This is a genomic window from Ruegeria sp. AM2 (genome assembly GCF_056540685.1).
Map to the genome: position 1 here is coordinate 143,414 of NZ_JBQFXE010000002.1, position 24,092 is coordinate 167,505.

Sequence of the window (24,092 nt, forward strand, 5' to 3'; positions counted from 1 at the left end):
CGCAGCCTTTCGCCCAATGAAACCGGACTTTGGATCAGTGAATGATCTTCTCTTCTTTGACGAACATGTTGGCCCAAGCTCGGTCGATCAGATCAGGGCTCATCTGATAGGGGATGCCCTCAAACTCGCAGATCGAGATCATCTGGTCGATCAGGAAGATCGGCTGGTAGTTCGCATAGACATTGTTGATAGTCGGATATTTGACCTTCAGCAAATGCACCAGAGCGGATTCGTCCAATGGGATACCGCGCTTGCGCGCGACCATCGCGAAGATTTTCAGGAAATTCTCCTGATTTGGACCGTCGATTTTGATCTTGAAGAAGATCCGGCGCAGGGCCGCTTGGTCGAAGATCTCATTCGGGTGGAAGTTGGTCGAGAAGATGACCAGCGTGTCGAAGGGAACCTCGAACTTTTCACCCGATTGCAGGCCAAGGATATCCTTGCTTTCTTCCAGCGGAACAATCCAACGGTTGATCAGGGCCTGAGGCGGTTCGGCCTGACGTCCAAGGTCGTCCACGATGAAGATGCCGCCGGTTGATTTCAGCTGAAGCGGGGCCTGATAGGTCCGCGCGGTCGGGTTGTAGACCAGATCCAGCATGCTGAGTGACAATTCACCACCCGTCACAACGGTCGGGCGTTCGCATTGCACATAGCGTGTGTCAAAGCGTTTGCGGCGGCGCAGGCTGTTTGGGTCGTCGGCTTCTTGCTCGATCGCGGTGTGAACGATGGGGTCGTAGACAGTGATCACCTGCCCCGCGTATTCAATCGCGCGGGGAACATAGACGTTGTCCCCCAGGGCATCGCGAATACCATTCGAGATTGAGGACTTACCGTTGCCGGGCGGGCCGTACATCAGGATCGAACGTCCCGCACTGACCGCCGGGCCGAGATGATCCAGCAAGCTGTCCGGTAAAACCAAATGACCCATGGCGCCGGTCAACTGATCGCGGGTAACCTGAATGTTGCGGATCGACTGGCGTTTGACCTGTTCGCGGTAGACATCCAGTGGCACCGGCATTGCGCCAAAATATTCCGACTGGCTGAGCGCGTCCAAAGCACGCGCCTTTCCGGCGTCGGTCAACTGATAACCCATCTCATTACCCGAGTTGGCGTTTAGCGTGCCCGTGGCCTCAAGCAGTTTCTGCTCGCGCGCAATGTCGATCAACTCCTGTGTCACAGAGCCGGGAAGGCAGACAGCTGCGGCCACTTCGGAAACAGTATCCACATTCTTGCGAAAGATCGTCTTCAGCAGAATATCCCGCATCATGACCAGCGGGAGTTGCATTTCGCCCAAACCCTTTGGGGTAGGGGGGGCCATAACAGCGGTTGTCTGCATATTCATGAGAGGGACTCGTCCATCAATTATTCACGTCTACAGCCCTAAGGCGGGCCCGTTGACGAAAATTTGGCGACGCTTTGTGGCAGCACCAAGGCGCGGGCAAGGCGTGCTGATGATTGTTTACGAACCGTGAATTATCCCAAGAGCCAGATAGATGACCAGGCTTCCGGCCAGTGTCAGCCCCATGGGAAATTGCTTGCCACGGTCCCAGCTTTCCCAATGCGGTGCCATTCGGCGCAACGGGCTATGCTTTGCCAGCCTGTGCGCGGTAAAGGCCCCCAGGGTTGTTGCCATTAGGATCACAAAGACAAGCATCAAGTCGGGCACCCAAATGAACCCTGCCGCAGCGGCGCAGAATTTGGCGTCACCCGCACCAATCAACCCGGCGGCGTTCAGAACAATGCCAATCACTAAAACGACCAAAACATGGATGAACTGCCAGACAAAAACCGGCAAAGCCAGTTGTGTCAGCAAAAACCGACCGGCGACCCATTCGCCGGACCATGGGGGCAGGACAAAAATCCCAACAACGACAAAGACAAGAAACAACGCCATGACCGCGTGGTTCTTGATCCGCATCTCACGCATGTCCGTGAAGGCAACGTAAAAGCAGATCGGCAGCACAAAGGGCAAAAACCAGGCTGCCGCCGCTGCAGGTATCGCCATGGGTCAGGCTTCCTCGAGGGCGCGAAGCGATCGAACTGCTTCGTCGTAGTGCTGCGGGTGCGTCGCTATTGCCTCACGGAAGAGGTTCTTGGCGGTCGTGATATCGCCTTGCTTCACAGCCGAAATACCCATTGTGTTCAATAGCCTGGCGCGCTCAATCTGCGACATCGGGATGACCGGCATGCCGTAGTTTCCCTGCGCGCTTCGAGCAAGCACAAGGTTGTTCTTAGCGGTGAACAGTGAATTGTCTTGCCGGATCGCCTCAGTAAACAAACGCTCGGCATCGGCATATTCGCCGCGGGTCAACTTTGAATACCCCCAGTTGTTCATCACGCCGGCCGGGCGGGTGGTCAGGCCCACAGCCGTTTCGTAGAAGTGATCCGCACGCTTCCAATCCTTGTTGGAATCCGCAACGACGGCCTCTAGCCTGTAGCGTTTGAAGGTCTCAAACGTGGGGGGGATTTTGTCCAGCGTCGCCTTGGCCTGATCCCAGTTGCCGCTGCGCACTTGGGAATCCGCAAGTTCAACCCTGTCGGCGTTTGTCGCCCCTTTCATGCCCACGACGCGCTTCCAGGCGACTGACGCTTCGGTGTTGCGTTTTGCGCGGGTCAAGCTGACGGCCAAACCACGGTGGAGGTCAATCCGTTGCGGGTTTTTGACGGCCGCGCCCTGAAAATATGTGACGGCCTCATTTGGGTCCGCTGCGTTCAGCATCACATCGTTCAGGTTGGTCTCGTCTATGACGTTGACCTCCTGAAACGTGCGTTCGACCTTTTCTTCTTCGCTTTCCTTTGCGCAGGCGGCCAAAACCAGCCCACAGGTTAGGATGGACGGAATCCAGAAAGATTGGCGCATTTTTTGCGTCCCTTACTGCTCTTGCCTCGGTTACTGGATTTTACGCAGAACGAATTGACCGTCGCCGCGTTGTTCCAGCTCAAATTCTTGTTCTTGTGCGGTATTATTATCAGGATTTTCCATTTTTGCGAGAGCTAACCGCAGATTGTCGCGGATTGCGTCACTTTCGCCATTGTCCAGCGCGTAGGCCCGCCGAAAGACCTGAGACGCCTCGGCATATTGCTCGGTTTCCATCAAGAAAACGCCCAGATTGTTCCAGCCAACGGGCCAATCCGGATCGTCTTCGACGGCGCGCCGCAACAAGGGTTCGGCCTGCCCAACACGCCGAAGTCCAAGATTGGCAGTGCCCAAAGAGGTCAGGATCTGTGGTGTCAGACCTTGGTCCAGCGCGGCTCGGGTAAACGACTTCAGAGCCAGTTCATATTCACCGGCGGCCATGAGGCGGTTGCCGATGGTGACTTCGTCTGCTGCAGGTCCGGACGGATCTATTCCCGGTGCGAACGGATCATCGGCAGGCCGACTTTCAGTGCAAGAAGCCACCATGGTCAGAACCACGGTGGCTTGAATGGCTGTGCGGAACCAATTTTTGGTTGCGCTGGTAAGTCGCTTCATCCTGTTACCCGCCGACGCCTGGTCCGGCTCCGCTTCCGAAATCCATGATGCCTTTTGCCGAAGGACCGACAAGGATCAACAACAAGGGCGGAACCGTCAGCGTCATAGTGGCAAGTGTCATTTTCGTTGGCAACTTGTTTGCAGCTTCTTCCGCACGCATGACGCGTTTGTCCCGCATTTCATCGGCGTAAACACGCAGCGCTTCGGCGATTGACGTACCAAAAGTCGCCGACTGGATCATGACGGTAACAAACGCGCTGACGTCTTGAACGCCGCAACGGGTTGCGAAATCGCGAAGCACCGAGTCTTTTTCTTTACCCGCTTTCATCTCATGGGCAACGACTTCGAATTCCAAGGAAATGTCAGGGTACGAGGCTTTCATCTCGGCCGCCACGCGCACGATTGCCTGATCCAACGACTGACCCGCTTCGACGCAGACCAGCATCAGGTCCAGCGTATCCGGGAAACCATTAGTGATGGCTTCCTTACGTTCTTCTACGCGTCTGGTGATCCAGTATTTCGGAATGAAGTATCCGATCAGTCCGGGCGCTGCCACGCGTAGAAGAATCTGAGTGGAATCAAACTCCTGATCTCCGGCGAGAACAGTGACCAACAAAATGCCGATGAACAGTCCCAGAATGCCAAGCGCAAACTGGGCGAAATTATAGAAGCGCACGGCGTCCTTTGACTGATAGCCCGCCTGCCGCAGCTTGAGCTGGACCGCCGTGTATTCTTCTTTGTCCTTGGGCTCCAGAAAGTTCGCAAACTTCTCAAGCTGTTCGTTGCGACCTGCTTGTCTCAGGCGTTCTTTTTTATTATTTTTCGTTGTCTTTGGGGGGGCCGTCGACTTCTGCAACTTCTTCAGCGGATCTTCCGGCTGATTGAGCAGCAGGGGAATGGTGATCAGGATCATGAACAATCCCAGAACACCCACCACGATGAGCGGGCCGAAATCCCCAAGGTGCTGTTTCAGCAGATCGTTGATTTGATTCAGAAATTCCATGGCTCAGTCCTTAGACCTTAATGTTCGTTAGAACACGCATGACGATCAGGTTAATGGTCAGCATGATGCCAACAAAAAAGCATGCGGGAATGAAGTAGGGATGGTCCAAAACCGTGTCATAGTAGTTGGGATCTTTGACCAGAATGAAAAGCAGACAGGCCAGAGGGAACCCGGACAGGAATTTACCGGACCATTGCGCCTCGGCGGTGATCGCCTTTACGCGGCGGAAAAGACGAAACCGAGCCCGGATCACCTTAGCCAGACCGGCTAGAATTTCGGCCAGGTTACCGCCGGATTGCTGCTGAATCGTCACGGCGACGGCCAAAAAGCGAAGATCCTGCATATCCAGGCGCTCGGCCATGTCTTTGAGGGCCTCGCCCACTTCGCGACCATAGGCGGCCTCATCCGAGATGATGCCGAATTCCGTTGCAAGCGGGTCCTCGACCTCAGACGCCACGATTTGCACCGATGACACAAACGGGTTGCCGACGCGCAATGACCGAACCATCAGTTCCACCGCATCGGGCAACTGTTCTTCGATCATGCTCATGCGTTTTTTGGCCTTGCTGTTGACCCAGGCATAGACCGCGCCCACCCCGATGGCGACCGACAGAGCAGCGCGCAGCAGGGTATCGGTATCGGTTCCGATGCTCAGACCCAGAAAGGCCACGCCGGACACCAGCATCATGATCATGATCAGTTGTCTGGGCGAAAAGGCGATGGCTGCTTTTTGGGCCTTATCGGCCAACAGAGAATAGAGCGGGATGCTCTGCGACTTCATGTGCTGCTGCATTTCCTTGCGCAGCTGTTCCAGAACCTCTTCGCGTCCGACGCCCTTGTCGATCATATCGAGGCGGCGATTTACGCGGCTGTTCAGGCTGATCGACTTGCCAAAGGCAACCAGATAAATCCCTTCGACAAGGGCCAGAACCCCGACGAAGATGACGATGTAGATGAGTGCCTCCAAAGGCAATTGCATAACCGTATCTCCTACATCGTGGTTGGGTCGTAGATCGACGGGGGCAGGTCAAAGCCCCACAGGCGGAACCGCTCGGAATAGTGGCTGCGCACGCCAGTTGCCGTAAAGTGTCCGATGATCTTGTTGTCTGGTGTCAGACCAACGCGTTGAAATTTAAAGATTTCCTGCATCGAGATGACATCGCCTTCCATCCCGGTAATTTCGGTGATCGAAGTCATACGGCGCGAACCGTCTTGCAAGCGGCTAGCCTGTACGATCAAGTTCACAGCGCTGGAGATCTGGCTGCGGACCGCCTTGATCGGCATTTCGATCCCAGCCATCGCGATCATGTTTTCCAGACGTGAAATCCCGTCGCGGGCCGAGTTGGCGTGGATCGTGGTCATCGAGCCGTCGTGGCCAGTGTTCATGGCCTGCAACATGTCGATCACCTCGGCACCACGGGTCTCGCCCACGATGATGCGGTCAGGACGCATACGCAGGGCGTTTTTCAGACAGTCACGCGGACTGACCTCACCTTTGCCTTCCACGTTAGGCGGGCGGCTTTCCATCCGGCCCACATGGGTCTGCTGCAGTTGGAGTTCAGCCGTATCCTCGATGGTCAGGATGCGCTCGGCGTCATCGATAAAGCTGGACAAGGCGTTCAAGGTCGTTGTTTTACCGGAACCTGTACCGCCCGAGACGATGATGTTCAGGCGTGTCGAAACGGCTGCTTGTAGATACGCGGCCATTTCCTCGGTAAACGCACCGAAATTGACCAGATCGTCGATGCCCAGCTTGTCTTTTTTGAATTTACGAATGGAAACCAGCGATCCATCCACAGCAATCGGCGGCACCATCGCGTTGAAACGCGAGCCGTCGGCCAGGCGGGCGTCCACATAAGGGTTGGATTCATCGACGCGGCGTCCAACGGCGGATACGATCTTGTCGATGATCCGCATCAGGTGCTTTTCATCCTTGAACGTAATGTCGCTGACTTCCAACTTACCGTGGCGTTCAACGAATATCTGCTGCGGGCCATTAACCAGAATATCGTTGACCGTATCGTCCCGCAGAAGCGTTTCCAGAGGGCCAAGCCCGGTGACCTCGTCATACAGTTCTTTGTTCAGCTGCGTCCGGTCTTCGCGGTTGAGAACAATACTACGCGCCTCAAGCACTTCACTTGCAATTGCACTGATTTCCGCACGCAATTCAGCTTCGGCCGCGTTTTCAAGCGCCCCGAGGTTCAGGTTTTCCAGCAATTCTCGATGAAGTTCGACCTTGATCTCGCCCAAACGCTCTTTGCGCTTGCGTTCCTTGTCGTTGGCAACAACCTCGGCTGGTTTTTTGGGGATCGGTTTGCGGGCGACGGCCGTAGCCGATGGGCTTGGGGCCGCAGCTTCAGTTGGAGCTGCCGGAGGCGCTTTCGTTTCGACCGGCTGTGCAGCAGGTTCTTTTTTGTATCGTGAAAACACCGCGGTTCTCCTTTGTATTACGCTGCTTCGGCGTCACTGCTGCCAAGGCTATGAAGCGATTGGGCTAATTTGGCGATTTCACGGCGCAACGGGTTCTTGGCCGCAGAATTGGCCAGCGGCAATCCGTGATCCCCAGCCTGCATGACCGGTTTTCCACCATCCGGCAGCAGCAAATCGATTGAGATCCCAAGGCTTTCGCCCATCCGCTTGACGCGACCCTTGCCACTCAGATCCGTGAACTTCGGCGCACGGTTCATGGCAAAGCGCAGCTTTTCGAACGGCAGTTCTTCTGCCTGTAAGGCACGTTTCATCCGCAGCGCATTCTGAGCAGACCGCATGTCCAGTTCCAGCAACGCAAAATAGACATGCGCGGCCTGCAGAACGGTTTCGGACCAATGCACCAGCGTTTTCGGCATATCCACGACGACATAGTCGAAATGCCGGCGCGCCGTATCAATGACACGCTGGATGTCTTCTTGTGTGATGATGTCCAGTGGCACCATGTCAGATGGGGCGGTCAGAACCTGCAGCTTGTCTTCAAATGTCTGAAGGGCCTGGCCAAAGGATTCTTCGTCCATCGAATCCGTGTCCGACAGCATCTCGAACACGGCCTCGTGGCGGGGTAGGTCCAGATAGGTCGATACGGTGCCATATTGCAGATCGAGGTCAATCAGGCAGACTTTCGGGTTTTCCTTTGCGGAAACATTTGCAAGTTCCCATGCCAAGTTGACCGCAAGTGTCGTCGCGCCGACGCCGCCGGCAAGACCATGTGCCACGAACAGCGCGCCTTCCTTGGATTCACCGCTCGTCAGTGCGACCGCTGCTTGCGGGGCGGCAACTGGATCCGGCGCATTCATCCGGTCGATCGCTTCGCTCAGTTCGTTTTCAGGCAGGGGGTAGGGGACAAACTCGTCCGCGCCCTTGCGTAAAAGCTGGTGAAGCGATGCAGGAGATACATCTTCGGCTATCAAAACGACTTTGATGCCCTTGTCCTTGGCCTGGGTGATGATCTCGCCCATCAGGGTCAGGTTGTCTTCGTCCTCACCGTCCAGCGCCAGCGCCACAAATTGCAGCGATTCGGCTTCGGGTTGGTTGAAGAAAGCCAAGGCCTCTGCAAAACCCAGATCGCCCCATCGTTCACCCAAAACGGATTCCATGTCTTCGATCAGCAGATCGAAATTCTGGACGTCCCGGCTGACGGTACAGGCCAGAATAGTTGAATTATCGTCTTGTGGCGTAGCGCTTGTCATTAACACAATCCTCGTCGAGAGGGCTGAGCAAACCTGAAAATCGCTAGGAGTTCAGTTCTGGTATGCTGTCGCCCGGTGCGGTCAAACTTGGCCGCAGGTCACCCAATTGTTGTCAAGGTCGCTTGGAAGTTGGGCGAGAATTGGGCGCAAAAGAACCAATTGTTGGGAATTGGGCGACGATGTCGCCCAATCACACGTTATTGTTAGCCGCCGGACTCGGTGGATGTCTCTTTCGAGAGACCGCTTTCGGGGGTCGCACTGGTGATGTATTCGCGGTAAACCACCGCAGCGTATTTGCCGTCCAGCACTTGTTGATGCCCGTCAACAAAGCCCGATACCTCGGTTACCGTACGACGGTTGCGCCGATCCCGGTTCGGTGTATCGATCAAAGGCTGGCTCTTGCCGAAGGAAACGACCGCTTCCAACCTGTTGCGCGAAATGCCTTGCCGCGTCAGGTACGCAACAGCGGCGTTTGCACGGCGTTGCCCCAGACTTTTGTTATAGGCGACAGACCCGACAGCGTCCGTATGGCCGTAGACCCGGAAACGGACTTCGGGGAACTGTTTGATCCAACTCGCCTGCTGCGACAGAATCCTCTGGGCCGTCGCATCAAGTTCGGCGCTGTTAAAGGCGAAATTGATCTGAGTCGGCACTTCGGCGGCAAACCTTTGGCCGAGAATCTGGCCATATGTGAGTTGGCCGTTTAAGACCTGCACATTGTTAAAGTTCGCATTACCGAATGTGCCTTGATCGATTTCGTACCCGGCTTCACGCGTACAGGCAGCGACTGCAACCGATAGGCTAAGTGTCAAGATCCACTTCTGCATTGGTCCTATCCTTTCAATCAATCCAGGACGTAGCCGTAGGAGCTGCCGAAATCCTGCTTCGCCACTTCCGAGGCTGCGCCGCTACCGGCTCTTACAGTTCTCGCGACGCGCCCGTTCAGGAACAAGTCGAACTCGCTAGGCGGTTTCACCCGATCCGTGGGCAGGGCCAGAGCCTCGCCGCGAGTCGGAGACACGAGATGTGCGGTGATGATGATAACCAGTTCGCTTTGATCGCGCTGATATTCGGCGCTGCGAAACAGTGCCCCCAGAACGGGCACATCACCAAGCCAGGGAATCTGGCTGCTCAGGTCTGTAAAGTCGTCCTGAATCAGTCCCGCGATCGCAAAGCTTTCGCCATCACGCAGTTCGACCGTTGTGCTTGTCTGGCGAACAATAAAGCTGGGGACAGCGTCGCCGTTGATCGAGAAGTTCCCGCCCGGATCGATGCTTGAAACGGATGCGGCCATTTCCAGATTGATCAGGTCACCATCTACGACGCGTGGAATAAAGTCGATCTCAACACCGAAAGCGCGATATTCGATCCCGACAACCCCGTCATCTTGTGGAACCGGGATCGGCACCTCGCCACCAGCAAGGAACGTTGCCTCCTGACCGGACAGCGCCGACAAGTTCGGTTCGGCCAGACTGCGCGCAAGTCCTTTGGATTCAAGCGCTTCCAGCAATAGACGAACCTGCGTCGATCCCGCGCCGAAGCCAAACAGGATTGCACCGGTATTGGATTGAGCCAGAGGGATATTGTTACCCAAGGCGTTATTCAATGCGCCCTGCGTGTTCAGGGTGTTGATGCCGCCCGTTACGTCGCCGTTGGCAAAGCCCAAGGATGCCGACAGGTTTTTGGCAACCGAACGGTTCATCTCGGCAAAGCGGACTTTCAGCATAACCTGCTGAACGCCCCCAACATTCATCAGGTTGGACACCCGCTCGGGGGCATAGCGTTCGGCCAGCTCAAGTGCCCGTGTCAGGCGCGCACTGCTCGAGACCGTGCCCGACAAAACGATGCCGTCGTTGGCGGTCCGTACCTCAATCCGCTCGTTCGGCAGGATCTGACGAAGACGCTCTTTGAACTCGGTCACATCGGGTGAAACCCGAACTCTGACATTGGTCAAAAGGTTGCCTGCACCATCGAACAGAGTCAGCGTCGTCATGCCCGGCGCGCGGCCAAGCACATAGATCGTTCGATCTGACAGAGTTGAGATGTCTGCAATGCCGGCGTTGGCAATGCTGATGTCGGCGAACGGCTGTTCGCTTTCCACCACGATTGCGCGGTTCACGGGCACTTCAAGCGTTTCCACTGTGCCCTTTTTCACCACGCGAAGATCTTGAGCCCAAACGGCATCACCGAAAGGACCAACAGTAAGCGCCAACCCCGTTAGGGCCGCGCCAATCCAGGAACGTATTTTCATGTGACCTGCCTCTCCGATCACCACTCGATTTTTGTCGGGTCTTGTGCCCACTACCCGGGAACCCTGCGTCAAATCCGGATTTATTGCAATAATCAATGGTTTCCGGAAACTTCCTTATGTGGATATTGCGCAACAATGAAAAAATGAGGGCCGCGCAATTTGCGCGGCCCAAGCAACCTAACAGACTGAATACGTGTCAGTTTGTGCAGGGAATCTCGGTCACCACCGTCTCGCCACCCCGTCGGGTGCGAATGGTGCAGACTTCTTTTTCGACGGCGACCGGAGCCGGTGCCGCCTCCTTTATTCCCAGCAGCTTACGCTGATCAACCTCGACCGAACCCGAAGCGATCTCATCTTGAACACTGACCAGTGCAAGCGACAAACGTCCGGTGTTCTGAGCCTGGGCAAGCGCCGCCACTTGTTCCGGCGTAACGACAACCGTCACCGTTCTGGCGATTGTCGCGCCAGTCAGATCGGACCCGGCGGTCTGATCGACCGCGATCAATTCTATTCTGGTTTGAATCAAGCGGGTGATTTCACCGTTGGCACCCTCGAATGCGCCGCGCAACGATCCTGTCCAGTAGACATCGACAACATCACCCGGTCGCAGGAAGCCGGAAACACCCGAGGCGACGTCAACAGTAATAGCAAATGCCCGCATGCCCTTGGGCAACCGCGAGGTCAGGCCAGCAGGCTCACCAGGTCTGGTGACCTTGACTTCCATGATGGCTTCGTCTTTTTCCATCGCGCGCAGAACAAAGCGATCTTTCTCACCGGTTTCGGGAAAAAGGACCGCCAAATCGACGAAACTTCCCTCGGGAATTGCGTTTTCTGGCCATTGGATTACCTGAACGTCTTCCTCGGTCAGCTTTTCTCCATACCGCAATGCCCGCGTCGATACCAAAACGCCCACGGTCGGCACCACTTCAAGCTGGGCATTGGCCTGTGCCTGTTCCCTCAACAGCCGTTCCCGCTCGAGCTTGGCCTTGTTTTCGGTAATAAACTCGCGGGCTAGGTAGACCGCGCCACCAGCCAACGCGATGCCAACGATCAGGACCAGTCCAAATACTGCACGCATTCGTGTCCCCTTTATTCTTAGTTTCTTTTGGCAGACCGCGCTGACTCGCGCAGACTTAACTCAGTCCCGCTTGTAAATTCGAATTGTGTCGAAAAGGGGGACAATCCAAAGAATTCTCTGAGCGTCTTTGAAATCGATTCACGGTGCCGAACAGCCAGCCGCGCCGGTTCAGGTCGTTACCCATGTCAGCGGATCACAAGAGATCCAACTTGCGCATTGCTCAGCGCAGCTCCTGTCTGCGAATCAAGGTTTTGAATCGGTTCTGACATATAGAAAAAGACCAGCGCTCCAAGTCCTACAATTCCTGCTGTCAGTACAACCCAGTCGGCGGTGATGGCGCCGGACTCATCCTTCCAAAAATGCTGGTATCTTTTAAACATATCGGACCATCATGTTGGTGTTAAAAATAAGGGGCCATGCCTTTTGCTAAGACACAGCCCCAATAATTTTTCAGGTACTACGGGGTTACTGCAGGACGATCGAGCCTACGTTTGCGCCCAGCAGTGCCGATTTAACGTCGCCTGCCAGATCGCTGGCACCGGCTTTAACCTGGCCGTATGCGATGGCTGCCAGAGCAACAACAGCTGCGGTCAGAACAACCCAGTCTACAGTTACGGCGCCGTCTTCGTCTTTGCGGAAGTTCTTGATGAACTTGATCATGGTACGTCCCTCCTAAAGGATCAAAAGTAATTCAACCTAGCCGTCTTACAGAGCTTTCTCTCTCAGTCCGCTCCCGTTCGTCTCGGTATGGGAATATGTTTGCCCTTCGTGCGTGGCAGGAATTGGGCCAAACGCAGTTTTTTTTCCTCAAAGCTTAACTTTTTCGAAGCGATTTTCGTAACCATATGAAAATGAACGATAAAAAGATAAATCTTTTTTGTGGGTGAATGGTCGGGCGATGCAAAATAGCGGCAAATGAGGCGAAATTGCCCCATTTCGCTTTGTTTTTCTGGTGTTGCGGGCGGATTTGGGGTTCAAAATGCTTCAAAAGAAGAAAACAGAGGCAGGCAAATGTATTTCCAGGTCGCACTTAGATGCGCCGCGGTTACGGCGTTGCTGTTGTCGGGTTCACATACCGCTGTTGCGGTCGAGCAAGAGCCGCGCGGCGTATACAAACGTATCAAGGCCCCCAAGCCGGGTCAGCATAAACGCGTTGACGTTCAAATCACCGTTGATCAACACGCGGCCGCACCTTCTGCGCCCAGCACGGGTGCTACGTTGGTCGAGCCGGAGATCATCGCTCGCGCAGAACCGCCTGCGTCGGTTGTGCCGTCTATTGCAACACCTGGAAATCCCACCGGCTCTTACAAAGCATTTTGGACAAGAGTTTCCCCAGAAATCTCCGAAGCCAGCGCAGGGCGGCTGAGAGAGGCCATGCGGGCCGTGTCCTCGACGGGCATCGCCGCACCACGCTTGCAGATCCTGCAAAACATCGCGCAACAGCGTGGGGCAGATATCCTGCGGTCCACCGTTGGCACAAACGTATCTCCGGCGCTGGTGCTTGCGGTGATTTCAGTCGAATCGGCTGGGCGGCCCAAAGCCGTCAGTTCGGCAGGCGCGCAGGGGCTGATGCAGCTCATGCCGGCCACGGCCGAGCGCTTTGGCGTTCAGGACAGCTTGCAACCCTCCCAAAACATTGAGGGCGGTGTTCGGTACCTGAATTGGCTAATGGAAGAGTTCGGCAATGATCCGATTTTGGTCCTGGCCGGATACAACGCGGGTGAGGGCGCGGTTCGAAAACACAGCGGCGTGCCGCCTTATGCCGAGACGCGGGACTATGTACCCAAGGTGCTGGCCGCGTTCCAAGTGGCCAGCGCGCTTTGTACTGCGCCGCCGCAGTTCATCTCGGACGCTTGCGTGTTCCAGACCCTAAACCCATAAAGGCCCGCACGACGGCGGGCCCTTTGCGTAATTCTTAGGGCATCAATTGACGAGAGTGGCCTCGGTCGCGGCGCGAATCTCGTCTTCCGTCACGCCCTCGGCGATTTCGACGATCTTCAATCCACCTTCAACCACATCCAGCACGCCGAGATTGGTGATGATGCGATTCACCACCTTCTTTCCGGTCAGCGGCAGCGTGCATTTCTTTAGCAGTTTGGATTTGCCGTGTTTGTTGGTGTGATCCATGACAACGATCACGCGGCCTACGCCTGCAACAAGGTCCATCGCCCCGCCCATGCCTTTGACCAGCACGCCGGGAATCATCCAATTCGCCAGATCGCCTTCTTCGTCGACCTCCATCGCACCCAGCACCGCAGCGGCGATTTTTCCGCCCCGGATCATGCCAAACGACGTTGCGCTGTCGAAATACGAGGTGCGGGACAGTTCGGTGATTGTCTGCTTGCCCGCGTTGATCAGGTCAGGGTCTTCTTCGCCTTCAAACGGGAAGGGGCCCATGCCCAGCATTCCATTCTCGGACTGAAGCGTAATATCCTTGTCACCCACATAGTTTGCCACCAGCGTCGGAATACCGATGCCGAGGTTCACATACATGCCGTCTTCCAGCTCTTGCGCCGCGCGCGCGGCCATTTGATTGCGGTCCCAGGGCATTATGCGTCCTCCTTCTTGCGGGTGGTGCGTTGTTCGATGCGCTTTTCATGCGTGCCCTGAATGATGCGGTGCACGTAGATGCCGGGCAGGTGGATTGCGTCCGGGTCGAGCGAGCCGCGCGGGACGATTTCCTCAACCTCTGCCACACAGATCTTGCCACAGGTCGCGGCGGGGACGTTGAAGTTGCGGGCAGTTTTACGGAACACCAGATTGCCGGTGTCGTCGGCTTTCCAAGCCTTGACGATGGCGAGGTCGGCAAAGATGCCTTCCTCCATGATGTAGGTCTCACCGTTGAAATCTTTGTGCTCTTTGCCCTCGGCGATCACTGTGCCCACACCGGTTTTGGTGTAGAAACCGGGGATCCCTGCGCCACCGGCACGCATCCGCTCGGCCAGCGTTCCTTGCGGGTTGAACTCCAGTTCCAGTTCTCCGGCCAGATACTGACGCATGAATTCTGCGTTTTCGCCGACGTATGAGCTGATCATTTTCTTGACCTGCTTGGTCTGCAGCAGAATGCCGATGCCGAAATCGTCGACGCCTGCGTTATTCGATGCAAAGGTCAGATTCCGGGCGCCCGATGCCCGGATCGCTTCCAGCAAAAGCTCGGGAATGCCGCAAAGGCCGAAACCGCCCGCTGCGATCAACATGCCATCCGAGATCACTCCGTCGAGCGCCTCAGCGGCATTGTCATAGACTTTCTTCATGAAAAACTCCCCCAATGACATGGTGCTGGGCAGGTTGTGCCGCCACGTCATTGGGAAGTCAATAAAAGCAAGGGTGTGGTGGTATTTCTACCTATTCCGCAACCTTTTTCGTTGCCTTCTTGGCCGCCGGTTTTTTCTTGGGGGCCGCTTTCTTCTTGGTACCTTTTTTCGCGGCGCGCTCATTGACCAGTTCAATGGCCATTTCCTGCGTCACATCTTCTGGCTTGATGTCCTTGGGAATGGTCGCGTTGACTTTTTCCCACTTCACATAAGGTCCATAACGCCCGTCCAGAACCTGCATCGCACCGCCATCGGGGTGTTCACCCAGTTCTTTCAAGGGCTTTGCAGCCGCCCGACGCCCGCGCCCTGGGTTGGCGCGTTTTTCGGCCAGCATCTCAACCGCGCGGTTCATGCCGATCTCGAATACGTCATTTGGGTCCTTGAGGTTGGCATAAACGGGCTTCGCCTCTTCCGGCATCTGATGCATCAGGTAAGGCCCGAACCGCCCGAAGTTCGAGCTGATCATACCGCCCTCTGGGTGTTCGCCGATCGGCCGAGGGAGGGACAAAAGCGTCAGCGCCTTGTCCAGATCCATGTCATCCTTGCTCCATCCACGGGGCAGGGAGGCACGCGGCGGTTTTTTGTTCTCGGGCGTGGGTTCGCCGCGCTGAACATAGGGGCCAAACCGGCCGGATTTCAGCCAGATTTCATCGCCCGCATCTTCGCCCAGCAGACGTTCATCGCCCTCAGCCCCTTCGCCCGCAATGGGGCGGGTATAGGTGCATTCGGGATAGTTTCCGCAGCCGACGAATCCACCAGTGCGGGAGGTCTTAAGGTGCAACTGACCCACACCGCATTTCGGGCAAACGCGCGGATCGGACCCGTCCTCACGCGGCGGGTAAAGCTGTGGCGCAAGCGCCTCGTCCAGCTTGTCTAGAACTTCCGAGATGCGCAGTTCCGACGTTTCGCCAATTGCGGCCGAGAAATCGCGCCAGAATTTACCAAGCAAGTCCTTATAGTCGCGGTCACCGGCGCTGACGTCGTCCAGTTCTTCTTCCAGATTGGCAGTGAACTCATACCCCACATATTGACGGAAGAAGTTCAGCAGAAAGATCGTGACGATCCGGCCCTTTTCCTCGGGGATCAGTCGATTCTTGTCCTTGCGCACATATTCCCGGTCCTGAATCGTGGTCACGATCGAGGCATAGGTGGACGGCCGCCCGATCCCCAGCTCTTCCATCCGCTTGACCAGCGTGGCCTCGGTATAGCGTGGCGGCGGTTGGGTATGGTGCTGCAGGGCCAGAACAGCCTCGTTTTCTGACAAAACGGCCTGCTTGTCGTCGCTTGTTGCTTTGACAAACTGATCCTTTAGCGAGGTTTTGGCAAAACGCGCCGGATCGCCCTGCATGATTTGTGGCAGGCGCTTGTCGTCGTCATCCGCCACATCGTCACGGCCTTCTTCGTACACGCGCATGAATCCGTCGAACATCACGACCTGGCCGGTGGCGCGCAGGCCGACCTGGCCATCATCGCTGCCGATTTCGACCGTTGTACGTTCCAGCCGCGCGGCGGCCATCTGACAGGCGATGGTGCGTTTCCAGATCAGGTCGTAGAGCTTGCGCTGGTCCTCGTCCGTGACCCTCAGGTCCTTGGCATCGCGCGACATATCCGTGGGCCGGATACACTCGTGTGCTTCCTGCGCGTTTTTGGCCTTGTTCTTATAGATACGCGGGCTGTCCGGTACGTACTCCGCGCCGTAACGATCGGTGATCGCGTCGCGTGTCGCCGCCACGGCCTCGGGTGCCATGTCGATACCATCGGTCCGCATATACGTAATGTAGCCCGCCTCGTACAGCCGCTGCGCCACCTGCATCGCGTGACGTGCGCCCATGCCGAATTTGCGGCTTGCCTCTTGCTGCAGGGTCGACGTCATGAAAGGGGCCGAGGGGTTGCGCGCGGCTGGTTTCGCCTCGACCGAGGTGACGCTGAGGGCGCGGCTGGTGATGGCCTGCACCGCTAGCTCGGCCTGCGTGGCGTTCTTCAGGTCATGTTTGTCCAGCTTGTTCCCGGCCAACGTGACCAGACGCGCCTCATAGGTCTGACCGCGTGGAGTTTCAAACAGCGCCTTGACTGACCAGTATTCGACGGGTTTGAACGCCTCAATCTCCATCTCGCGTTCGACGATCAAACGCAGGCAGACCGATTGCACGCGACCGGCGGATTTCGCACCGGGCAGCTTGCGCCACAGGACGGGTGACAGGTTGAAGCCCACCAGATAATCCAGCGCGCGGCGGGCCAGATAGGCCTCGACCAGTGGCATGTCGACCTCACGTGGGTTCTGCATTGCCTCGGTTACGGCGTCCTTGGTGATTGCGTTGAAAGTAACGCGGCTGACCGGCGTGTCCTTCTTGATCGAACGGCGTTTGGTCAGCGCTTCCTGAAGGTGCCAACTGATGGCCTCACCCTCGCGATCAGGGTCGGTGGCGAGGATCAGGGCGTTGTCTTCTTTCAACGCATCGGCGATGGCCTTGACGTGTTTGCGACTGTCAGTGCCAACCTCCCATTTCATCGAGAATTCGTGCTCGGGGTCGACCGATCCGTCTTTCGGAGGGAGGTCGCGGACATGGCCATACGACGCCAAAACCGTGTAGTCGGGGCCAAGGTATTTGTTGATTGTTTTGGCCTTCGCAGGGGATTCTACAACAACTACAGGCATTTAGGGGGAAACCTCGCTCGACGATTTTGATGCCTTCTATGATCGTGCAAAATGTGGAGGGCAAGGGCGAATTGTCAATGCGTTCCTTTGATGACAAGAATTTATGAGTGATTCCAGCTTGATAGACGGTGTGTGACCGTGCGTCCCCGGGGTCACGCAGTCAGCGACAGCAATCCACCGGGCTGCCGTTGAATACGACCATCCAATTCAAGATCGACCAGCGCGGGGCCAATTTCCCCGGCTGTGGCGGCGATGTCGCGGATCAGTTGGTCTTCGGCAACTGGTGACGGCCCCAACCTCGTTAGGATTTCCCGGTGCAGAGACTCTACCTCAGGGATGGGTTGGGTCGCTATGGAAGGCTGGGGGTCGTGCGCGTTGGAAAAAAGATCGTCTTTTTGCGGCAGTGCTTCAATCACATCCTCGGCAGATCGCACCAACGTCGCGCCGTCTCGGATCAGCAAATTGCACCCGGCGGCCCGCGCATCAAACGGATGGCCCGGTACGGCCAACACCTCACGCCCCTGATCCAGAGCGTCGCGGGCCGTGATCAGACTGCCGGATTTTGCAGCGGCTTCGACAACGACAACGGCCTGAGAGAGACCGGAAATGATTCGGTTGCGCCGCGGAAAATGACGCGCCTGCGGAGTGGTCCCCATCGGTTGTTCAGAAACACGCAGGCCGGATTCCTTGATCTTTTGCGCCAGATCTGTGTTTTCGGCGGGATAGATGGCGTCGACGCCGCCTGCCATCACCGCGATGGTTCCGGTGTCCAGTGCGGAAAAATGCGCCGCAGTGTCGATCCCACGCGCCAAACCCGATGCGATCACATACCCTTGCTTGCCCAAATCCGCAGCCAGCCCCCGAGCCATTCTGGCCCCGAGCGACGAGCAATTGCGGGCCCCGACCATTGCGATAGATGGCTTTCTTAGCAGCGCGGGATCACCAATCGCCCACAACATCGGCGGGGCATCATTCAAATCGTTCAGAGCGGCCGGAAATTCAGCGGACCCAAGGCACAAAAGCTGCGCGTTGGCGGCTTTTGCGGCCTTGAGTTCCGCTTCTATCACGCCGGGAGGGCAGATTTCATACCCCTCAATTCCGGCAGCGCGTGCCATTTCCGGCAGCGCGGCCAGCGCGTTCTGCGCCGTGCCATGTTCGCGCAACAGCCGACGAAACGTCGCCGGACCAACCTTGCGCGAGCGCAACAGACGAAGCCAGGAAAACCGATCCTCTTCCGTGGTGGGTGGGAGTGTGGGGTGATTGGAAGAAAGCTGCTCTTCAGTCATCCGTCGCTCCGTCTGATTGCAGAACTGGTTTACGGGACGGAGGGTTAACAGCGTGTAAATCGATGAAAATTAGATGCGAAATAGCTCTGGACTAGTGTCCAACACAGCGCTAGAGCATTGAAACAGATGGAGAAAATTCGTACGAATTTTCTCGGCGTTTTTGGTGGTCGGCGGGTGTTGCGGGGGCAACGTATTAACCTTGTGCCCTCGCAATGCCCTTGCTTCCGACTCAGGCAGCCGATCCCCCAACCGTCAGGCCGTCCATCAACACCGTGGGCTGACCCACCCCAACAGGCACCCATTGCCCGTCTTTGCCGCAGGTTCCCATGCCTGGATCAAGCGCCATGTCATTGCCAAGACCTCGGATGCGTTTCAAAGCAGAAGGCCCGTCGCCGATAAGTGTTGCGCCTTTCACGGGCGCGCCGATCTTGCCGTTCTGGACCCGGTAGGCCTCGGTACAGGAAAACACGAACTTGCCGTTGGTGATGTCCACCTGACCGCCGCCAAAGCCGACGGCCCAAATCCCGTCTTTGATGTTGGCCACCAGCGCAGCCGGATCAGCGTCTCCGCCCAGCATGACCGTGTTTGTCATGCGTGGCATCGGCTTATGCGCATAGCTTTGACGCCGTCCGTTCCCCGTGGGTGCCACGTCCATCAGTCGCGCGTTCTGGCGGTCTTGCATGTATCCTGTCAGAACGCCGTCTTCGATCAGCACCGTGCGCGAACTTGGAGTGCCCTCGTCATCAACTGAAATCGAACCACGTCGGTCAGGAATGGTGCCATCATCGACAACGGTGACGCCTTTTGAAGCGATCTTTTGGCCCATCAGACCGGCAAAAGCCGAACTGCCTTTGCGGTTGAAATCACCTTCCAATCCATGACCGATGGCTTCATGCAGCAGGATACCTGGCCAACCGGGGCCAAGGGCAACTTCCATCACGCCAGCAGGGGCGGGGACGGCATCCAGATTGACCATCGCAATCCGCAGCGCCTCACGCGCCTTGTCCTGCCAGTCGGCAGGATCGATTAAACCGTCCAACCCAACACGACCACCGCCTCCGGCTGAGCCGCTTTCGCGACGGCCATTTTGTTCCACAATGACCGAGACGTTCAAACGCGTCATCGGGCGTACGTCACGAACCAGAACGCCGTCGGGCCGCAGGATCTCGACCTCTTGCACGGCGGCTGCGATGGTGGCGCTGACTTGTACGACACGCGGGTCGAGGTCACGGGCAAAGGCGTCAATTTCGCGTAAGGTCTCGATCTTTACCGGGAAGGTGGCCGATTCAATCGGGTCTTCGTCGGTGTAAAGCTTTGTATTCGTTGCCCGAGGCGCCTCGGCTAAGGTGCCACCGCCATCCCCAACCGCCAAGCGAGCAGTCTCGGCCGCGCGTTTCAATGCCGGAATGGAAACGTCAGTCGAATGCGCATATCCGGCCACCTCTCCTTGAACGGCGCGCAGGCCAAACCCTTCGGATGCGTCATAGGAAGCCGTCCGCAACCGCCCGTCATCAAAGACCAGAGATTCGGATTTCCGGCGTTCGACAAACAGCTCTCCGTCCTCGGCCCCGGCAGTCGCCGATTGCAAAACCGCAAGCGCCTCGTCCTGCGGAAGAGCGCTTTCAAAAGGGCGAAACGGGTCGTTTGGCATCACTTGGGACCTTTCCGGTTTGATCCAGATCAAAAATAGCGTCTGTTTGACGCAAGCATTTTGCTTTATCTACCCGCAGGAATATGGTTTTTAACGCGGCCAAAGACAACGGGTGAGGTGTGGCCGATTCACGCCTTTTCGCCAGGGACGCAAAGATCAAACGATCAGGACAGAATATGAAGAATGCTTTGATGCTTTCGGGCTTGATGACAGCCCTCTCCAGCCTTCCCGCCATGGCTCAGGAGCTTGAGATTATTGGCAAGCCGGTAGATGGCGGAATCGGGTTTCAGCCCGCGGTCACAGAACTTGCCGACGGTATCCAGCGGTTGGACAACATGATTCTGGTGATCATCACCGCAATCTGCGTGTTCGTTGCGGGCCTGCTGATCTATTGTATCGTTCGTTACAATCGACGGGCGAACCCGGAACCCGCGCGGTTCTCGCATTACACGCCTGTGGAAATCGCATGGACTGTCGTGCCGATCGTGATTCTGGTGTTCATCGGAGCCTTCTCTTTGCCTGTTCTATTCAAACAGCAGGAAATTCCTGAAGGTGATGTTGTGATCAAAGTCGTTGGGAACCAGTGGTACTGGACCTATGAATATGTCGATCATGACTTTGCGTTTGACAGCTATCTGCTGGGTCACCCGGCCACGCTGGACGAAGGCGCGCGGCCTGCAGATGCTGACGTAACACCTTTTGTTCTTGACGATGCGATGCGCGCCAAATTGGCTGACGCAGGGTACAGCGACGATGAATGGCTGCTGGCGACAGACACCGCTGTTGTCGTTCCTGTCGGGAAAATCATTGTAATGCAGGTGACCGCGTCGGACGTGATCCATTCGTGGACCATCCCCTCCTTCGGTGTGAAGCAGGATGGTGTACCGGGTCGTTTGGCCGAGCTGTGGTTCCAGGCGGACAAGGAAGGCGTCTATTTCGGACAGTGTTCGGAACTGTGCGGGAAGGATCACGCTTATATGCCGATCACCGTCAAAGTGGTCAGCGAGGAAGCCTATGAGGCATGGCTGCAGGGTGCTCTGGAAGAGTATGCCGGTCAGCCTTTGACCTATCAGGTCGCCTCGAACTAAGCCGTCATCGGCCTAGTTTAAACAAGCAGGCTGCGCGGGTGACGCGCAGCTTTTGCCCCAAAAGGACCGGATATGAGCGACGCAAGCATCAATGCCAGCCAAGTGACCGCCACGGCGCACGCGGATGAGGCCAGCTTTGGCGATTTCTTCGCCTTGCTGAAGCCGCGCGTGATGTCTCTGGTCGTGTTCACGGCCTTGGTTGGGTTGCTGGCTGCTCCGGTCCCTGTGCATCCGGTTGTAGGCTTCTGCGCGATCCTGTTTATCGCCATCGGCGGTGGCGCATCCGGCGCTTTGAACATGTGGTGGGACGCGGATATCGACCGGGTGATGAAGCGCACCAAAGGTCGTCCAATCCCTGCGGGCAAGGTGCAAGAAGGCGAGGCGCTGGCGTTGGGGCTGGCACTGTCTGGCCTTTCCGTGATCATGCTTGGACTGGCGACCAACTGGTTCGCTGGCGCGTTTCTGGCCTTCACGATCTTTTTCTACGTCGTCGTCTACACCATGTGGCTCAAGCGTTCGACGCCGCAAAACATCGTCATCGGCGGCGCAGCGGGCGCGTTCCCGCCCGTGATCGGTTGGGTCGCGGCCACTGGATCAATGTCGATCGAGCCGTGGTTGATGTTCGCCCTGACTTTCATGTGGACTCCGCCGCATTTCTGGGCGCTGGCGCTGTTCATGCGCTCGGATTACGACGATGCGGGCGTGCCGATGCTGACCGTCACACATGGGCGCCGCGCAACGCGGTGGCATATTCTGGTATACACTGCTCTGCTGGCGACACTGGCCGTAGGCACCGCGTTCTCGGGCATCGGCGGGCCGATCTATCTGACCGTCGCTGTGGTGATGAACGCGCTGTTCCTTCGGGGTGCGTGGGCGATCTCATGCCGGTCGGAAGACGATTCAGAGGCGGATAATTTCAAGGTCGAGCGCGGCTTCTTCAAACTGTCTCTGCTGTACCTTTTCCTGCATTTCGGCGCGATTTTGGTCGAGGCGTTGCTGAAACCCTATGGCTTGGGAGGTTGGACATGAGTCTGCGTAAAAGCCACGAATTGCATCAACGCAGATTCAGCCGCAATCTGGGTGTGGGGCTAACGCTGGCTGCACTTATCGTGATCATTTTTGGCCTGACGGTCGTCAAAGTCTCGGGCACAAACTTCGGGCTGGCGACGCAGGAGGTGCAGAACTGATGGCGCTGACAGGTCCTCAGAAAACGGTCATGCAAACCGTCGGCGTTGTGGTGCTCATGGGCAGCCTCGCTTGGGCTGCGGTTCCGTTCTATGACTGGTTCTGCCGTGTCACAGGCTTTGGGGGCACGACCGGCGTAGCTGAAACTGCGCCGGAAGACATATTGGATCGCACTGTGAAGGTCCGGTTTGACGCTTCAAAAGCCAAAGGCATGGCGTGGGAGTTCAAGCCCGTCGCGCGCGAGATGGAGGTGCGCATCGGCGAAACCGGACTGGCCTTTTATGAAGCCCACAATCCAACCGACCGCCCGATTGCGGGACAGGCGTCTTACAATGTAGCGCCGTATTCTGCAGGCGGGTATTTCCAGAAAATCGCCTGTTTCTGCTTTGAAGAACAGGTGTTGGAACCCGGTGAAACCGTTCAGATGCCGGTCAGTTTCTTCGTTGACCCCGAAATGGTCGAAGATCTGGAAGCGAAATATGTGCATACGATCACACTGTCGTATACATTCTACGAAATTGACCTGCCCGAGGGCTATGCTGCCCTTGAAACGCAGGCTGATACAAACACGAACTAATGCCTTTAGCTGAGGGACTCTGATGGCACACGCTAAAAATCACGACTACCATATTCTGAACCCCTCGATCTGGCCGCTGATCGGCGCGATCGGCGGGTTTGTGATGCTGTTCGGAGCCGTTCTTTGGATGCACGGAATAACGCCATGGATGTTCTGGGCCGGGTTGATTGCAGTTCTGTATACCATGTTCGCATGGTGGTCCGAGGTTGTGGTCGAAAGCCGCGTCGGAGATCACACGCCTGTAGTGCGGATCGGACTGCGCTATGGCTTCATTCTGTTCGTGATGTCCGAGGTGATGTTCTTCTTTGCCTGGTTCTGGTCGTTCTTTAAACATCGTATGTATCCGATGTACGACTATGCCGGGACCGAGTACATCCAGCCGGATATCCACGCGGTTGACCCGTTCCACCTGCCTCTGATCAACACGCTGGTTCTGTTGCTTTCGGGCTGCGCGATCACCTGGGCGCACCATGCCCTGGTGCACAACAACGACCGCAAGGCGCTGGTCCAGGGTCTGGCGATTGGCATCGTACTGGGCATCGCGTTTACCGCGCTTCAGGCGTTCGAGTATTACGAGTTGCTGGCGCATGAAGGCTGGAAGTTTGGTGGCGATCAGTTCTATTCGAACTTCTTCATGGCGACCGGTTTCCACGGTTTCCACGTCGTTATCGGGACAATCTTCCTGAGCGTCTGCCTGATCAGGGCTCTGAAAGGCGACTTTACGCCCGAAAAACACGTCGGGTTCGAGGCGGCGGCCTGGTATTGGCACTTTGTCGACGTTGTCTGGCTGTTCCTGTTCTTTGCCGTTTACATCTGGGGCCAAGCTCCGTTGATGTAACAGCAGACAGGTG

Annotated in this window: 24 protein-coding genes; 6 read left to right on the forward strand and 18 right to left on the reverse strand. The window is 56.7% G+C overall.

What is annotated here, in order from left to right; genetic code table 11:
* Positions 1-34: 34 nt before the first annotated feature.
* The 13 genes from ACR0CR_RS06255 to ACR0CR_RS06315 all read right to left on the reverse strand — a co-directional run bounded on the left by ACR0CR_RS06255 (position 35) and on the right by ACR0CR_RS06315 (position 12,144).
* On the reverse strand, positions 35-1,342 hold the full coding sequence (locus ACR0CR_RS06255) for an ATPase (RefSeq protein ID WP_480597700.1): 1,308 nt from the start codon (positions 1,340-1,342) through the stop codon (positions 35-37).
* 117 nt (positions 1,343-1,459) lie between these two features.
* Complete coding sequence (locus ACR0CR_RS06260) at positions 1,460-2,005, reverse strand: prepilin peptidase (protein WP_480597701.1); 546 nt, start codon at positions 2,003-2,005, stop codon at positions 1,460-1,462.
* 3 nt (positions 2,006-2,008) lie between these two features.
* Positions 2,009-2,860: a tetratricopeptide repeat protein gene (locus ACR0CR_RS06265; protein WP_480597702.1), complete on the reverse strand. Its 852-nt coding sequence runs from the start codon at positions 2,858-2,860 to the stop codon at positions 2,009-2,011.
* A gap of 30 nt (positions 2,861-2,890) precedes the next feature.
* A complete protein-coding gene (locus ACR0CR_RS06270; protein WP_480597703.1) occupies positions 2,891-3,472 on the reverse strand; it encodes a tetratricopeptide repeat protein in 582 nt (193 codons plus the stop codon).
* Positions 3,473-3,476: 4 nt separating this feature from the next.
* Positions 3,477-4,475 (reverse strand): type II secretion system F family protein, encoded by a 999-nt coding sequence (locus tag ACR0CR_RS06275; protein ID WP_480597704.1) that lies wholly within the window; start codon positions 4,473-4,475, stop codon positions 3,477-3,479.
* Positions 4,476-4,485: 10 nt separating this feature from the next.
* Positions 4,486-5,454 carry a type II secretion system F family protein gene (locus ACR0CR_RS06280; RefSeq protein WP_480597705.1) on the reverse strand — a complete coding sequence of 323 codons (969 nt, stop codon included), beginning with the start codon at positions 5,452-5,454 and terminating at the stop codon, positions 4,486-4,488.
* 11 nt (positions 5,455-5,465) lie between these two features.
* Entirely contained in the window at positions 5,466-6,905 is a 1,440-nt protein-coding gene (locus ACR0CR_RS06285) for a TadA family conjugal transfer-associated ATPase (RefSeq protein WP_480597706.1), read from the reverse strand.
* Between the two features lie 17 nt (positions 6,906-6,922).
* Entirely contained in the window at positions 6,923-8,155 is a 1,233-nt protein-coding gene (locus ACR0CR_RS06290; protein WP_480597707.1) for a CpaE/TadZ family protein, read from the reverse strand.
* A 203-nt stretch (positions 8,156-8,358) separates the two neighbouring features.
* Positions 8,359-8,982 (reverse strand): OmpA family protein, encoded by a 624-nt coding sequence (locus ACR0CR_RS06295; protein WP_480597708.1) that lies wholly within the window; start codon positions 8,980-8,982, stop codon positions 8,359-8,361.
* Between the two features lie 17 nt (positions 8,983-8,999).
* Positions 9,000-10,406: a type II and III secretion system protein family protein gene (locus ACR0CR_RS06300; RefSeq protein WP_480597709.1), complete on the reverse strand. Its 1,407-nt coding sequence runs from the start codon at positions 10,404-10,406 to the stop codon at positions 9,000-9,002.
* 196 nt (positions 10,407-10,602) lie between these two features.
* A complete protein-coding gene (gene cpaB, locus ACR0CR_RS06305) occupies positions 10,603-11,484 on the reverse strand; it encodes a Flp pilus assembly protein CpaB (RefSeq protein ID WP_480597710.1) in 882 nt (293 codons plus the stop codon).
* A gap of 185 nt (positions 11,485-11,669) precedes the next feature.
* Positions 11,670-11,864 (reverse strand): hypothetical protein, encoded by a 195-nt coding sequence (locus ACR0CR_RS06310; protein ID WP_480597711.1) that lies wholly within the window; start codon positions 11,862-11,864, stop codon positions 11,670-11,672.
* A gap of 85 nt (positions 11,865-11,949) precedes the next feature.
* Positions 11,950-12,144, reverse strand: a complete 195-nt coding sequence (locus ACR0CR_RS06315; RefSeq protein ID WP_480597712.1) for a hypothetical protein — start codon at positions 12,142-12,144, stop codon at positions 11,950-11,952.
* Positions 12,145-12,495: 351 nt separating this feature from the next.
* Between ACR0CR_RS06315 and ACR0CR_RS06320 the strand changes: the two genes are divergently transcribed.
* Positions 12,496-13,365, forward strand: coding sequence for a lytic transglycosylase domain-containing protein (locus tag ACR0CR_RS06320; protein ID WP_480597713.1), 870 nt, complete (start codon positions 12,496-12,498; stop codon positions 13,363-13,365).
* Positions 13,366-13,407: 42 nt separating this feature from the next.
* Here ACR0CR_RS06320 and ACR0CR_RS06325 read toward each other — a convergent pair whose 3' ends face one another.
* The 5 genes from ACR0CR_RS06325 to tldD all read right to left on the reverse strand — a co-directional run bounded on the left by ACR0CR_RS06325 (position 13,408) and on the right by tldD (position 20,391).
* The gene (locus tag ACR0CR_RS06325) at positions 13,408-14,034 is read right to left on the reverse strand and encodes a CoA transferase subunit B (RefSeq protein WP_480597714.1); all 627 of its coding nucleotides are present in this window, start codon (positions 14,032-14,034) and stop codon (positions 13,408-13,410) included.
* Positions 14,034-14,738, reverse strand: a complete 705-nt coding sequence (locus tag ACR0CR_RS06330; protein WP_480597715.1) for a CoA transferase subunit A — start codon at positions 14,736-14,738, stop codon at positions 14,034-14,036. The genes ACR0CR_RS06325 and ACR0CR_RS06330 overlap by 1 nt, the downstream gene beginning before the upstream one ends.
* Before the next feature lie 91 nt (positions 14,739-14,829).
* A complete protein-coding gene (topA, locus tag ACR0CR_RS06335; protein ID WP_480597716.1) occupies positions 14,830-17,454 on the reverse strand; it encodes a type I DNA topoisomerase in 2,625 nt (874 codons plus the stop codon).
* 152 nt (positions 17,455-17,606) lie between these two features.
* A complete protein-coding gene (gene dprA, locus ACR0CR_RS06340) occupies positions 17,607-18,740 on the reverse strand; it encodes a DNA-processing protein DprA (RefSeq protein ID WP_480597717.1) in 1,134 nt (377 codons plus the stop codon).
* A gap of 229 nt (positions 18,741-18,969) precedes the next feature.
* Positions 18,970-20,391, reverse strand: a complete 1,422-nt coding sequence (gene tldD / locus ACR0CR_RS06345; protein ID WP_480597718.1) for a metalloprotease TldD — start codon at positions 20,389-20,391, stop codon at positions 18,970-18,972.
* A 176-nt stretch (positions 20,392-20,567) separates the two neighbouring features.
* Between tldD and coxB the strand changes: the two genes are divergently transcribed.
* The 5 genes from coxB to ACR0CR_RS06370 all read left to right on the forward strand — a co-directional run bounded on the left by coxB (position 20,568) and on the right by ACR0CR_RS06370 (position 24,079).
* Positions 20,568-21,479, forward strand: a complete 912-nt coding sequence (coxB, locus tag ACR0CR_RS06350; protein ID WP_480597719.1) for a cytochrome c oxidase subunit II — start codon at positions 20,568-20,570, stop codon at positions 21,477-21,479.
* A 72-nt stretch (positions 21,480-21,551) separates the two neighbouring features.
* Positions 21,552-22,508, forward strand: a complete 957-nt coding sequence (gene cyoE / locus ACR0CR_RS06355; protein WP_480597720.1) for a heme o synthase — start codon at positions 21,552-21,554, stop codon at positions 22,506-22,508.
* Complete coding sequence (locus ACR0CR_RS06360) at positions 22,505-22,666, forward strand: hypothetical protein (RefSeq protein WP_480597721.1); 162 nt, start codon at positions 22,505-22,507, stop codon at positions 22,664-22,666. The genes cyoE and ACR0CR_RS06360 overlap by 4 nt, the downstream gene beginning before the upstream one ends.
* Entirely contained in the window at positions 22,666-23,241 is a 576-nt protein-coding gene (locus ACR0CR_RS06365; protein ID WP_480597722.1) for a cytochrome c oxidase assembly protein, read from the forward strand. The genes ACR0CR_RS06360 and ACR0CR_RS06365 overlap by 1 nt, the downstream gene beginning before the upstream one ends.
* A gap of 22 nt (positions 23,242-23,263) precedes the next feature.
* A complete protein-coding gene (locus ACR0CR_RS06370; protein ID WP_480597723.1) occupies positions 23,264-24,079 on the forward strand; it encodes a cytochrome c oxidase subunit 3 in 816 nt (271 codons plus the stop codon).
* The last annotated feature ends 13 nt before the right edge of the window (positions 24,080-24,092 follow it).

What these genes read in the sequence shown, in the direction of transcription:
- ACR0CR_RS06255 (WP_480597700.1), bottom strand. Translation starts at nt 1,342, where the DNA reads ATGAATATGCAGACAACCGCTGTTATGGCCCCCCCTACCCCAAAGGGT.
- ACR0CR_RS06260 (WP_480597701.1), bottom strand. Translation starts at nt 2,005, where the DNA reads ATGGCGATACCTGCAGCGGCGGCAGCCTGGTTTTTGCCCTTTGTGCTG.
- ACR0CR_RS06265 (WP_480597702.1), bottom strand. Translation starts at nt 2,860, where the DNA reads ATGCGCCAATCTTTCTGGATTCCGTCCATCCTAACCTGTGGGCTGGTT.
- ACR0CR_RS06270 (WP_480597703.1), bottom strand. Translation starts at nt 3,472, where the DNA reads ATGAAGCGACTTACCAGCGCAACCAAAAATTGGTTCCGCACAGCCATT.
- ACR0CR_RS06275 (WP_480597704.1), bottom strand. Translation starts at nt 4,475, where the DNA reads ATGGAATTTCTGAATCAAATCAACGATCTGCTGAAACAGCACCTTGGG.
- ACR0CR_RS06280 (WP_480597705.1), bottom strand. Translation starts at nt 5,454, where the DNA reads ATGCAATTGCCTTTGGAGGCACTCATCTACATCGTCATCTTCGTCGGG.
- ACR0CR_RS06290 (WP_480597707.1), bottom strand. Translation starts at nt 8,155, where the DNA reads ATGACAAGCGCTACGCCACAAGACGATAATTCAACTATTCTGGCCTGT.
- ACR0CR_RS06295 (WP_480597708.1), bottom strand. Translation starts at nt 8,982, where the DNA reads ATGCAGAAGTGGATCTTGACACTTAGCCTATCGGTTGCAGTCGCTGCC.
- ACR0CR_RS06300 (WP_480597709.1), bottom strand. Translation starts at nt 10,406, where the DNA reads ATGAAAATACGTTCCTGGATTGGCGCGGCCCTAACGGGGTTGGCGCTT.
- cpaB (WP_480597710.1), bottom strand. Translation starts at nt 11,484, where the DNA reads ATGCGTGCAGTATTTGGACTGGTCCTGATCGTTGGCATCGCGTTGGCT.
- ACR0CR_RS06310 (WP_480597711.1), bottom strand. Translation starts at nt 11,864, where the DNA reads ATGTTTAAAAGATACCAGCATTTTTGGAAGGATGAGTCCGGCGCCATC.
- ACR0CR_RS06315 (WP_480597712.1), bottom strand. Translation starts at nt 12,144, where the DNA reads ATGATCAAGTTCATCAAGAACTTCCGCAAAGACGAAGACGGCGCCGTA.
- ACR0CR_RS06320 (WP_480597713.1), top strand. Translation starts at nt 12,496, where the DNA reads ATGTATTTCCAGGTCGCACTTAGATGCGCCGCGGTTACGGCGTTGCTG.
- ACR0CR_RS06325 (WP_480597714.1), bottom strand. Translation starts at nt 14,034, where the DNA reads ATGCCCTGGGACCGCAATCAAATGGCCGCGCGCGCGGCGCAAGAGCTG.
- ACR0CR_RS06330 (WP_480597715.1), bottom strand. Translation starts at nt 14,738, where the DNA reads ATGAAGAAAGTCTATGACAATGCCGCTGAGGCGCTCGACGGAGTGATC.
- topA (WP_480597716.1), bottom strand. Translation starts at nt 17,454, where the DNA reads ATGCCTGTAGTTGTTGTAGAATCCCCTGCGAAGGCCAAAACAATCAAC.
- dprA (WP_480597717.1), bottom strand. Translation starts at nt 18,740, where the DNA reads ATGACTGAAGAGCAGCTTTCTTCCAATCACCCCACACTCCCACCCACC.
- tldD (WP_480597718.1), bottom strand. Translation starts at nt 20,391, where the DNA reads ATGCCAAACGACCCGTTTCGCCCTTTTGAAAGCGCTCTTCCGCAGGAC.
- coxB (WP_480597719.1), top strand. Translation starts at nt 20,568, where the DNA reads ATGAAGAATGCTTTGATGCTTTCGGGCTTGATGACAGCCCTCTCCAGC.
- cyoE (WP_480597720.1), top strand. Translation starts at nt 21,552, where the DNA reads ATGAGCGACGCAAGCATCAATGCCAGCCAAGTGACCGCCACGGCGCAC.
- ACR0CR_RS06360 (WP_480597721.1), top strand. Translation starts at nt 22,505, where the DNA reads ATGAGTCTGCGTAAAAGCCACGAATTGCATCAACGCAGATTCAGCCGC.
- ACR0CR_RS06365 (WP_480597722.1), top strand. Translation starts at nt 22,666, where the DNA reads ATGGCGCTGACAGGTCCTCAGAAAACGGTCATGCAAACCGTCGGCGTT.
- ACR0CR_RS06370 (WP_480597723.1), top strand. Translation starts at nt 23,264, where the DNA reads ATGGCACACGCTAAAAATCACGACTACCATATTCTGAACCCCTCGATC.